This window comes from Desulfobacula sp. (assembly GCF_014237455.1).
GTDB lineage: Bacteria > Desulfobacterota > Desulfobacteria > Desulfobacterales > Desulfobacteraceae > Desulfobacula.
In genome coordinates this window covers 21,563-32,626 of record NZ_JABZFL010000092.1, presented here as the reverse complement: position 1 = coordinate 32,626, position 11,064 = coordinate 21,563, and the positions used below count along the sequence as shown (strand labels likewise).

The window sequence follows — 11,064 nt, the reverse complement described above, 5'->3', positions numbered from 1 at the left end:
CAGTGAATAAAACCAATTCAATGCCGTTGTTAATTAGGCTAACTACCCAAAATAACAAATAATATAATTTTGAAAAAATCCTTAATTTTTTATATTAAGGGTGTTGAATGTGAGTTTGAAAGGCATAAGGAGCATAGAGAAACCACCCCCAGAAAAGAGCGTTCAGTATGAAGAAAACCAATGCTATGACAGCGGCCCGGTATTCTTTTTCATTAAAAGAGGATATGCCCAAAATCAGGAAGAAGAGGGATATTGCGATTAAAATAGCCCCGTTGATGAATATCAGTATGTCCGTCATGGAGTTTCTCCGCAAAATCTATAAGTAATTCAAGTTGTATGGTGTATGTTTCCCTTTATCATCACCACGTCAACAGGTGTTAATCCGGCAAGATAGCAGAGATCTTCCGGGGTATCAATATCCCAGACCACAAGGTCGGCATCTTTGCCTGTTTCAATACTTCCTTTTGATTGTTCAAGGCCAAGGGCTTTTGCGCCATTGATGGTGGCTCCGAGCAATGCTTCTTCACAGGTCATATCAAACAGCATGCAGGCCATGTTGAGGATGAGTGTCATGGAATGAACCGGGCTGGAACCGGGGTTCAGGTCTGTTGATACAGCCATGGGAATCTTAAGATTTCTGAAGATCTCCACGGGCGGTTTTTGTGTTTCCTTTAAAAAGTAGAAGGCACCGGGTAAAAGAACTGCTGCAACAGTATGTTGAGCCATTTTTTTTGCGCCTGACAAAGACAGATACTCAAGATGATCACAAGACAGGGCGTTAAATTCAGAGGCCAGGGCAGCACCGTTGGAATTAGATAACTGCTCTGCATGAAGTTTGATGTTGAGTCCGAGATTTTTTGCTGTTTCAAAGACCTTTTTTGTCTGGGGAAGCGTAAAGCCAATATGCTCGCAAAAGACATCCACTGCAGTTGCAATCCCTTGTGCTTTCACCTCCGGCAGCATGGTTTGAGTCACAAGATCGATATAGCCGTCCGGGTTATGTTGATATTCCGGGGGCAGGGCATGGGCACCTAAAAAAGTGGCGTCTACGTGCAAAGGGAAATTTTCATCTAACCGTCTGATGACTTCAAGGATTTTCAACTCGGTTTCAAGGTTAAGCCCATATCCTGATTTAATTTCAAGGGTTGTGATGCCCTGTTCTAACAAAGCCTCCACCCGTTTCGATGCCAGGATAAATAAGTCATCCGTTGAAGCGTTTCGGGTAGCTTTTACCGTGGATAAAATACCCCCCCCGTTTTTTGAAATTTCTTCATAGCTTGCACCATTGAGTCGCATTTCAAATTCACTGGATCTTGATCCTGCCCAGACCAGATGAGTATGACAGTCCACAAATCCTGGCAGAATCCAGCCCTTGCTGCAATCAATGATTTTTGGGATCCTGGTTTTAAAATTTTCGGGCAGATTTTTTTCTTTACCGACCCATGAAATGGTTGTTCCTGTAACGGCCAGGGCGCCTTTATCAATAATTGAAAGGGCATTGTCGGCCATGGTGGCAACATGACAATTGATAAAGAGTGCATCAATTTTATCGGGCAGCAGGGTCTTCATATATTTTTACTCCATGGGGTCAGGCTTTCCTGACCCCGTCTATTACATATTAATCATGGGCAGTTTAACGCCCTTTGTTTCGGCCACACGAATAGCGGTTTCATAGCCGGCATCGGCATGGCGGATAATACCGGTGCCCGGATCATTTCGAAGAACTGTCGTAACCCGCTTTTCAGCGTCTGCACTGCCGTCGGCCACAGTAACCTGACCGGCATGGAGGGCATACCCGATACCCACTCCGCCGCCATCATGGAAAGATACCCATGTGGCTCCCGACGCCACGTTTGTCATGCAGTTTAACAATGCCCAGTCTGCCACGGCATCTGAACCGTCTTTCATGGCTTCGGTCTCCCTGTAAGGGGATGCAACCGATCCGCAGTCCAGATGGTCCCGGCCGATAACAATGGGGGCCTTGACCTTTCCGTCCCTGACAAGGTCGTTAAAGAGTTTGCCGGCTTTCTCCCTTTCACCATACCCCAGCCAGCAGATGCGTGTGGGAAGTCCCATGTGTTCCACTTTTTCCCCGGCCATTTTCAGCCAGTTGACCATTTTAGTTTTTTCAGGGAAAAGTTTTAAAAGTTCCCGGTCAGTTACCTTGATGTCTTCGGGGTCGCCGGAAAGAGCAGCCCACCTGAAAGGTCCTTCCCCCTGGCAGAAAAGTTCCCTGATATAAGCCGGAACAAATCCCGGATAATCCATGGCGTTATCAACGCCCCGCTTCATGGCCTGGGCTCTTAAATTATTACCATAATCAAAGGCAACGGCTCCTTTATCTTTCATTTCAAGAATGGCTCTTACATGGTCAGCCATGGAATTCAACGCCATATCCTTATATTTTTCAGGATCGGTTTTTCTAAGGCTTAAGGCCTCTTCCATGGACAGGCCCTGGGGAAAGTATCCGTTGAGCTCATCATGGGCGCTGGTCTGGTCGGTGATGACATCGGGAATAAAGTCTTTTTGTATCATGGCCGGCAGGATATCTACTATATTTGCACAAAGACCGATGGAAAGCGGTTTGTCCGCCTTTGCAGTTTCTCTGGCTTTTGAAATAGCGTCATCAAGGTTAGATGCTTCAATATCCAGGTATCGTTTTTCAAGTCTTTTTTTGATGCGGACAGGGTCAATCTCAATACAGAGGGCAACCCCGTTTGCCATGGTAACGGAAAGGGGCTGTGCACCGCCCATCCCGCCAAGACCTGCGGTTACGACAATTTTTCCGGTCAGATCGGAATTATAATGTTTTTGTCCAAGGGAGGCAAAGGTTTCATATGTGCCCTGGAGGATTCCCTGGGTGCCGATATAGATCCAGGAGCCTGCTGTCATCTGGCCATACATCATCAGCCCTTTTTTATCCAGCTCATGAAAGGTATCCCAGTTGGCCCATTGGGGGACAATATTGGCATTGGCAATCAATACCCTGGGCGCGCTTTCATGGGTTTTGAGCACACCGACCGGTTTCCCTGACTGGACCAGCAGGGTTTCGTCATTTTCAAGATCCAGCAGGGTTCTGACAATGATGTCAAAGCAGTTCCAGTTTCTGGCTGCTTTGCCAAGACCGCCATAGACAATCAACTCATCCGGGTTTTCAGCATTGTCAGGATCAAGATTGTTGCAAAGCATGCGCAAGGCTGCTTCCTGATACCAGCCCTTGCAGTGAAGTTCTGCACCCCTGGGTGCTCTGACAGGGCGGGCTACACCACACCCGATCTTAAGATCTTTTAATATTTTTTCTTTATTGTTCATTGTTTTTCTCCAATATGGTTGACATTTGTTTTTGGATTCGATACTACTTGTCTATACAAGTATAGATATGATGTCAAGCGATTAATTGGGGTCACCCTTTCCTTATTGAGCTCAATAACGACAATAAGGAAAGCCTGACCCCGCAATTGGACAGGAAAATTAATGGCCAGATCAGAACAACCATTTGCTTTATATGACAAAATCAAAAAGAGTGTTGTAAGGGATATTGAATCGGGAAAATTAAAGCCCGATGACAGAGTACCTTCGGAAACCCAGCTTGCCAAAATGTTTAATGCGTCAAGGATGACAGCCAACCGTGCACTTAAAGAACTCACGGAAGAAGGCAGGATTGTCAGGGCCCAGGGGGTCGGCACCTTTGTAGCCCGGCCAAAACCCGGTGCAGCTCTTCTTGAGATCAAAAGCATTGCAAAGGAAATTGCAGACTGGGGCGGGATGCATTCTTCACAGATTCTTGTTTTAAAGGAAGAAAAGGTTACTGAAAAAATTGCACAAAAAATGAATCTCAAGCCGAGTGATACTATTTTCCATTCCATTATTGTTCACAAAGATGGAGATATATGTGTCCAGTATTCAGAAAGGTTCATCAATCCCAAAGTGGCTCCGCATTATCTGGAACAGGATTTTAAAAAGATTACGCCAAGCGACTATCTTTTGGAAGTGGCCCCGGTACAGGAGGCGGAACATATTATCGAAGCTGTGAACTGTAACAGAGAGATTCAAAAATATTTAAAAATACAACCGAATGAACCCTGCCTGTCGCTTAAAAGGCGCACATGGTCCTTTGATATGGTTGCAACCCACAGCATCATCATTTCCCCGGGGTCAAGATATAAACTGATGGGAAAATTTATGAGAGGATAGAAGAATGAAAGATAAAATCGTTTTACACGGGAATGATTTTTTCCTCGAAGATCTGGTTGATATTGCAAGAAACAATGTCGGCATTAAAATATCTGTTGAGTCTAAATCAAGGATCAACAAGGCACGGGATCTGGTTGACAAATGGGTAAAGAACGGAGAAAGAATATATGGTGTCACCACAGGGTTTGGTGCTTTGTCAAAGGTGACCATCTCCTATGAAGATACGAAAAAACTTCAAAAAAAGATTTTGTTGAGTCATGCAGCAGGAATCGGCAACCATATGGAAGAGGATGTCGTTCGGGCCATGATGGCGCTCAGGGTAAATGATTTTTGCCGTGGTAATTCCGGGTTAAGGCTTGAAACCATTGAAAAGCTCTCCCAGGTTTTAAACGCTGGTATTGTTCCGCTAGTACCGAAAAAAGGCTCTGTAGGGGCAAGCGGTGACCTTGTCCCAATGGCACATCTTGCTCTTGTCTTAATCGGAGAAGGAGAAGCCTTTGTTGACGGTATAAGAATGAGCGGTGCCCGGGCATTAAGGAAAAAATCAATCAAATCCCTGGTGCTTGAGGCAGGAGAGGGGATCGCCCTGATCAACGGGACCCAGTTCATGATTGCCCTGGGGTGTCTTGCCCTCCATGATGCCTTGAATATTTGCAAGCACGCAGATATTGCGGCCAGTATGAGTCTTGAAACCCTCATGGGCACCCGGGCCGCCTTTGATCCGAGAATTCACGCTGCAAGACCCCATACAGGTCAGATCAAGGCTGCCGGCAACATGCTCAGAATTACGGAAAATTCAGATATCATTTCCTCCCACCAAGACTGTTCGCGGGTTCAGGATGCTTATACCTTAAGATGTTCCCCCCAGGTCCATGGCGCGTCCTGGGATGCATTCGATTATGTGGACAAGGTGGTTAAAGTGGAGATGAATTCATCTACCGAGAACCCCCTGATTTTTTCGGAATCGGAAGAATTTCTTTCCGGTGGGAACTTTCATGGCCAGCCCCTGGCCCTGGCCTGTGACTTTTTAAGTATTGCCATCTCTGAACTTGCAAATATTTCAGAACGACGGATTGAACGGCTTGTGAATCCGCAACTATCCGGACTTCCGGCATTTCTCGTGGAAGATGGGGGCTTAAATTCCGGATTCATGATTGCCCAGTATGTGGCGGCCTCACTTGTTTCTGAAAACAAAGTCCTTGCCCATCCGGCATCTGTTGATTCCATTCCCACCTCGGCAAATATGGAAGACCATGTCTCCATGGGGGCCTTTGCAGCACGAAAGTGCCGGGATATTGTCGCAAATACCGAAGAGGTCATCGCCATTGAATTATTATGTGCTGCCCAGGGAATCGATCTGTTCACCAATATAAAAGCAGGAGACGGCACCCTGGCAGCCTATGATGTCATCAGAAGCAAGGTGGATTATATGAAAGAGGACCGGTTTCTTTCGGCAGACATAGCAAAGATGAAGAACCTGTTGAGGAGCGGCAGTATTGTAAAGGCGGTTGAAGACAAGGTGGGAGAGCTGTATTAAGACAGTTTGACAAGTTTCAGGTCTCCCCATAACCCGATATGGTCGCCTTTAATAATCACAATTCCCTGAATCCCTTGTATGGCTTTACCCGCATCAATAGCGACTTTGATATCAGCCGCCTTTTTGACCCTGTTGCCCAGTGCTGTGGCCACAGCATCTGCCAATGAACATGAATCAGACAATACCACAGCTGCATTCGCCTTGCCAAAGCTTTTGGAATGGCCCAGCGTGCCCGAAGAGGTACACATGCCATAAGACTTATTTTTTTTCCCGACCCGGATACCTGTGGTCATACTGAAAGGAGAATTGCCGGCATAAATACTGAAAATGGTTTCAGAATCTGATTTAACAAAAATATCGCCCCCGTTTTCAACGAGCACTTCATTTGTATATGCAAGCAAAGATTTTCCTGCATATTCTGCCACAGCACCGGCTACAGCAGCCATAGGGCCAACATCAGCCAATTGTCCCGCTTCAATCATATCTTTGATTATTTTAGGCGCATGGCCCGGGTTGTGTATGGGGATAAGGGATGTTGCAAATTCAGGATAGAGTTTTATGTAGGCTTCAATAGTGTTTCGACAGGTTAATACAGACTGAATTGCCTCATCTGTCAGGTCGGTTTGGGCCTGGATATTCAGGTTGGTCTCTTTTACCGTGATATCAAAAGAGACAAGTCCTTTTTTTTGATGCTGTCTGCGATAGGTGCGATTCTCAAACATTTTCAATTGAATCCGGTTTTAAATGATCCGGTGCCTGCCGGATGAAATAGGAATCTGTCATGCCCGAGATATAATCCCTGACGATTTCGGGGTTTGAATGGTTTGCCCTGTATCGAGAAGACATGCCATTTAAAAAATCCGTAAAAATGACAGATTTCTCATTCTCTTTTTCAAGAGCGGCCAGGTATTTTTCAAACAGAAAACAAAAAATATCCTCAATAGAAGACAAGTGCCGTTTAATAACGGGATTTTTGTAAATATGTTTGTAGTTAAACGCCTTCAGTTTTTTTAAAGCAGAAGAAACCTTTTCGGAAAAGCCGATGAAAGGCTGATTCAGGCTGTTTGAGATCAGGTCTGTCACAAGATTAAATACGATAGTGCCGTTTGTCCGGCCAAGTATTTCTTTACAACTATCCGGCATATCTTCTCTTTTCACCAGCCTTAGCCGGATGGCATCTTCCAGGTCCCGGCCGATGTAACTGATGGTATCTGCCATTCGCACCACACAGCCTTCCATGGTCATGGGAATTTCATCGCAGGTCTTCTTTTTTTTCATTGTCGCCATCATGTGGTCAAACTCTTTAAAAGACCTGTCTTTCTGAGGAATAAGCTGTTTTGAGTGTGCTTCTCCATTGTGGCAGATGATGGCATCCATGGTTTGAAGGCTTAAATTCCAGCCAACCCCGTTTTTTTCGATCCTGTCAAGGAACTGGATGCTTTGAAGATTATGATGGAAAAAGCCGGCACCCTGTTCATGGGTCAGCTTTGACAGAAACCGTTCACCATCATGTCCGAACGGGGTATGCCCAATATCATGACCAAGGCTTGCCGCCTCAATCAGATCTTCGTTTAACCCCAGATATCGGCCGATGGTCCGGCCAACCCTTGAAACCATCTGGACATGGATCACTCTGTGGGTGAGATGATCATTATTGATTAGAGAGAAAACCTGGGTTTTATCAATGTACCTTGTAAAGGAGAGAGAGTTTAAAATTCTGTCGGCATCTGCAGAAAAGGCTTGGCGGTATTCGTTTTCGGTAAATTTTTCTTTGTAACGTCTTTGGGCAGAATGGCTGAAGCAGGCCAGAGAACAAAGATTTTCTTTCTCCCTGAGATTAAGAAGATTTTTTAATTCTCTGGCCTTTTTAAAATTGTCATTCAATAGTGTAGTTACAATTGTTTAAGGATGTTTTCCACTATGGTATCAAATGCTTTAGTGAATTCAGTTTCCTTGTCCTGGAACATCATGGGAACACCACTGTCACCTGAGGCAACGACCTGAGTATCAAAGGGAAGAGACCCTAAAAATTCAAGACCTGAGGATTTTGCAGTCTTTACACCGCCGCCTGAGCTGAATAAATCAATGGGCTCATTGCAGTGAGGGCATTTGAACCCTGCCATATTTTCCACAATACCAAGGGTTTTTAAGTGAACTGTCTTGCAAAAGGAAATGGATTTTCTGATATCCGCCAAAGCCACTTCCTGGGGAGTTGTGACAATAACACCCAAAGCTTCAGGGATGGCCTGCACAACGGTCAAAGGTTCGTCACCGGTTCCCGGAGGTGCATCAATAATCAGAAAATCAAGCTCTCCCCAATCCACAGAACTGATAAATTGTTTGATCATGCCTGTTTTGGCAGGACCTCTCCAGATAATGGCCTGGTCTTTGTCCTGCATCAAAGCCTGAACAGAAACAACCTTGAGGTTGCCATTGACCTGTTTCGGGATTAGAAGCTGGTTTTTGGAAATTTCTAAGAGTTCGGTCAGTCCCAGCATCTGGGCAATGGACGGACCGTGGACATCAACATCCATCAGTCCTGTTTTATACCCTTTTTTAGAAAGCTTTGCCGCAAGGTTTGCAGACACACTGCTTTTACCAACGCCGCCTTTTCCGCTTAAGACAAATATCTTATGTTTTATTTTTGCAAGAGAGGCTTTAATTGTCGCATCTTCCTGTTTTTGTTTGGCTGCCATATCCTGCTGGCCGGCCTGTGACGGGCAGCTGCTCCCTTGTTTGGCATTGTCAACACTGTCGTGAATCATTTTATAACATCTCCTTTGAGAAAAATTGTTTGTAAATCACCTAAATAATGATCATTATCTTGAGTCTGTCAACTGGAATACAGACTCTTTTATGGGGGGATTGGGCAGGAAGTTTGTGATCTCAAGTGTCAGTTTTCTGTTATCTTTATCTTTGATCTCTATTTTTACCGGAATATTACCAAAATCGTGTGCTTTATATTTTATAATTGTCATCTCATACAAAAGTTTTCCTGATGCATCTGTTGTTTTAAGACCGTCAACTTTTCCCTTGTCATTAAAATGAACAGATTGTGTGAATCCCTTCCAATTCTGTTTTAATATAATAGTGGATAAGAAGGAGTCCGACGGTGAAAACCAGGCATCGTCAAAGTTTTTTACAGGCAGCCGCCCCAGTAAAACCAATATCATTTCAGACAGTTTGACCGGAACAAAGATATAGTCTTTCATATCCGGGTCTTTTGAGTTGTAAGAGTACTTGGAATGTTTTCCGGTATGTGAAAGAAAAGTGATTTTTTTTCCTGTTGCAATAATGGTTTCTACGGGAAGGCCGGATAAAAGAAATGTGATCCTGATTTTATTGGGGAAGATGGTAGCCCAGGCAACCTTGAATTTAACTGTCTTTGTTTTTGTTTCAATCCTTGCCCAGCCTGTTCCCTTGCTTGCGGTAATGTGTTGATTAATTGACCTTGCCTGGTTGGAAAGAAGAAAGGCTTTCTTGTCAAGCAAAGGACTGGTATCAGGTCTGAACGATGCACACCCCGAGACAAACAAAATAAAGACGGTAATATAAATTAAACTGGATAATAAGTTTTGGTTAGTCATTTATTTTTTTCTGTACTGCGCTGATTTTTTTCTTAAGCTCGACAACTTTTTCCTTGTCCTCATCTTTGGCATTGGACAACGCCTTTTTATAGGTATTTAGCGCCTTTTTTAACTGATTTGTCTTTTGATAGGCATCACCAAGGTGATCGGCTATGATGGTCTCAAAAGAGGTTGATTCGGCTGCTTTTTCAAGGTATTCAACCGCCTTTTCATATTCCCCCTTCTTGTAATAGACCCATCCCAGACTGTCGGTGATATACCCGTCATCCGGTTTAATCTCATAGGCTCTTTTTATAAGCGAAAGCGCCTTGTCCAGTTTTATTCCCAGGTCTGCATAGGAATACCCCAGGTAGTTTAATGCACTGGCGTCCTTTGGATCAATTTTAATAATTTTTTTCATGGTACTGATGCTGTCTTCTTTAAAGCCTGCCTTATCCTGTACTGCGCCCAGCCTGAACAGCAATGATGTGTTTTCAGAAAAGTCTCCCAGCCCCTTTTTTAAGAGGTGTATTGCTTTTTTATAGTTTTCATCTTTTTCATAAAATGAGGCAAGATAAATGATAATATCGATATCTTTTGGAAGGACTTTATACTCTTTTTCAAGGTAATTTATGGCGGTTTGCGGCTCTCCGAGTTTTTTATAGAGAAAGGCAATATTCAGGACGGCTTTTTTGTATTGAGAATGGACGGGTCTGATTTTCAAATAGTAAGAGACGGCTTTTTCGAAATCCTCAATTGCTTCATAGGCCATTCCCGTGAAAAAGTTCAGGGTTGAACTTTCAGGATTGCCTTTAAGCATTTGGGAAAAAACAATTACCGCATCCGCGAATTTTTTATCGGAAATATATTCGTCCACGGCAACCATGACGAGTCTGGAATCGCTTTCAGCATCCCGGCCAAGCGCCATAAACTGGTTGGCTGCTTTTACTTTTATATTGGTTTTATAATGATGCAGGGCTCTTCCTAACCGCGCCCGATAATTGTTTGGCTCGATTTCAAATATTTCTTCATAGATTTTTAATATCTTTGAGTTATTTTCCCGAGTGTTTTGAATGTTGAGAATCTTTATCAATTGAAACCGTGACTCAACAAGGTCCGGCTCAAGCTCAAGTGTCTTCAAAAATTGGATCTTTGCAAGTTCATACTGTTTTTCAGCCAGATAAACCTCACCCAGATAAAACCAGGCGACATAATAGTCAGGGAACTGTCCCACCATTTTTTTTAACAGTATCAGAGTCTCCGGGTTTTTCCCCCCCTCCATATATATTTTGGCAAGACGAAGAAAGGTTTCCTTGTTTTTTGGGTCAAGCACTAGAATCCGGTTTAAAATTTCAACCAGCTCTTTTTTAGCCATGGCATCTTTTTTGAGTTGGACGAAAAGAAGCAGTCCGTCCACGTCATCAGGATTTTTCCGGATCAGTTTTTCTGCAAGTTCCAACGCTTTTTTGCTGTTGTTTTGCCCCAGGTATAACCGGCTCAAGTCACGGGTTATCACGAATGAATCCGGGTCTTTAGCCATGGCCTTTTTCAGAGAGTCAATGGCTTTTTTATAGTCTTTGTGATTCATATGAATCCGCGATTCAAGATAGTAATAATTTGCAGAAAGAGCAGGGTCTTTTTCAACTTCTTTTTTTTGAATTGTTTGAGATTCAGAAGGTTTTTTGTTTTGTTTAAGTTGTGCACAGCCAGCGAGAAAAAAAAACGGGATGAAAATGAGAAGAATATAAACAAGACTTTTTTTCATAA

10 protein-coding genes are annotated in these 11,064 nt (G+C 43.8%); 3 read left to right on the top strand and 7 right to left on the bottom strand.

Annotation, left to right across the window (positions count from 1 at the left end):
• Positions 1–167: 167 nt before the first annotated feature.
• A complete protein-coding gene (locus HGJ91_RS13270) occupies positions 168–326 on the top strand; it encodes a hypothetical protein (protein WP_291348295.1) in 159 nt (52 codons plus the stop codon).
• Between the two features lies 1 nt (position 327).
• On the opposite strand, the gene hutI is transcribed toward HGJ91_RS13270, so the two are convergent.
• Positions 328–1,569: an imidazolonepropionase gene (hutI, locus tag HGJ91_RS13265; RefSeq protein WP_291348294.1), complete on the bottom strand. Its 1,242-nt coding sequence runs from the start codon at positions 1,567–1,569 to the stop codon at positions 328–330.
• Between the two features lie 42 nt (positions 1,570–1,611).
• Positions 1,612–3,312, bottom strand: coding sequence for a urocanate hydratase (gene hutU / locus HGJ91_RS13260; protein ID WP_291348293.1), 1,701 nt, complete (start codon positions 3,310–3,312; stop codon positions 1,612–1,614).
• 162 nt (positions 3,313–3,474) lie between these two features.
• On the opposite strand from hutU, the gene hutC reads away from it, so the two are divergent.
• Both hutC and hutH read left to right on the top strand, forming a co-directional pair.
• A complete protein-coding gene (gene hutC, locus HGJ91_RS13255) occupies positions 3,475–4,194 on the top strand; it encodes a histidine utilization repressor (protein ID WP_291348292.1) in 720 nt (239 codons plus the stop codon).
• 4 nt (positions 4,195–4,198) lie between these two features.
• Positions 4,199–5,731 carry a histidine ammonia-lyase gene (gene hutH / locus HGJ91_RS13250; RefSeq protein ID WP_291348291.1) on the top strand — a complete coding sequence of 511 codons (1,533 nt, stop codon included), beginning with the start codon at positions 4,199–4,201 and terminating at the stop codon, positions 5,729–5,731.
• On the opposite strand, the gene HGJ91_RS13245 is transcribed toward hutH, so the two are convergent.
• From HGJ91_RS13245 to HGJ91_RS13225, 5 genes are read right to left on the bottom strand one after another with little or no spacing between them, the layout of a single operon-like run.
• Entirely contained in the window at positions 5,728–6,453 is a 726-nt protein-coding gene (locus HGJ91_RS13245) for a UPF0280 family protein (RefSeq protein WP_291348290.1), read from the bottom strand. The two genes, hutH and HGJ91_RS13245, sit on opposite strands and share 4 nt — an antisense overlap.
• Complete coding sequence (locus HGJ91_RS13240; RefSeq protein WP_291348289.1) at positions 6,446–7,615, bottom strand: HD domain-containing protein; 1,170 nt, start codon at positions 7,613–7,615, stop codon at positions 6,446–6,448. Before HGJ91_RS13240 ends, HGJ91_RS13245 begins: the two co-directional genes overlap by 8 nt.
• Before the next feature lie 8 nt (positions 7,616–7,623).
• A complete protein-coding gene (locus HGJ91_RS13235) occupies positions 7,624–8,496 on the bottom strand; it encodes an Mrp/NBP35 family ATP-binding protein (RefSeq protein WP_291348288.1) in 873 nt (290 codons plus the stop codon).
• A 54-nt stretch (positions 8,497–8,550) separates the two neighbouring features.
• Complete coding sequence (locus HGJ91_RS13230) at positions 8,551–9,318, bottom strand: hypothetical protein (RefSeq protein ID WP_291348287.1); 768 nt, start codon at positions 9,316–9,318, stop codon at positions 8,551–8,553.
• The gene (locus HGJ91_RS13225; protein WP_291348286.1) at positions 9,311–11,062 is read right to left on the bottom strand and encodes a tetratricopeptide repeat protein; all 1,752 of its coding nucleotides are present in this window, start codon (positions 11,060–11,062) and stop codon (positions 9,311–9,313) included. The genes HGJ91_RS13230 and HGJ91_RS13225 overlap by 8 nt, the downstream gene beginning before the upstream one ends.
• Positions 11,063–11,064 lie beyond the last annotated feature (2 nt).

What these genes read in the sequence shown, in the direction of transcription:
- hutU (WP_291348293.1), bottom strand. Translation starts at nt 3,312, where the DNA reads ATGAACAATAAAGAAAAAATATTAAAAGATCTTAAGATCGGGTGTGGT.
- hutC (WP_291348292.1), top strand. Translation starts at nt 3,475, where the DNA reads ATGGCCAGATCAGAACAACCATTTGCTTTATATGACAAAATCAAAAAG.
- HGJ91_RS13245 (WP_291348290.1), bottom strand. Translation starts at nt 6,453, where the DNA reads ATGTTTGAGAATCGCACCTATCGCAGACAGCATCAAAAAAAAGGACTT.
- hutH (WP_291348291.1), top strand. Translation starts at nt 4,199, where the DNA reads ATGAAAGATAAAATCGTTTTACACGGGAATGATTTTTTCCTCGAAGAT.
- hutI (WP_291348294.1), bottom strand. Translation starts at nt 1,569, where the DNA reads ATGAAGACCCTGCTGCCCGATAAAATTGATGCACTCTTTATCAATTGT.
- HGJ91_RS13235 (WP_291348288.1), bottom strand. Translation starts at nt 8,496, where the DNA reads ATGATTCACGACAGTGTTGACAATGCCAAACAAGGGAGCAGCTGCCCG.
- HGJ91_RS13270 (WP_291348295.1), top strand. Translation starts at nt 168, where the DNA reads ATGAAGAAAACCAATGCTATGACAGCGGCCCGGTATTCTTTTTCATTA.
- HGJ91_RS13230 (WP_291348287.1), bottom strand. Translation starts at nt 9,318, where the DNA reads ATGACTAACCAAAACTTATTATCCAGTTTAATTTATATTACCGTCTTT.
- HGJ91_RS13225 (WP_291348286.1), bottom strand. Translation starts at nt 11,062, where the DNA reads ATGAAAAAAAGTCTTGTTTATATTCTTCTCATTTTCATCCCGTTTTTT.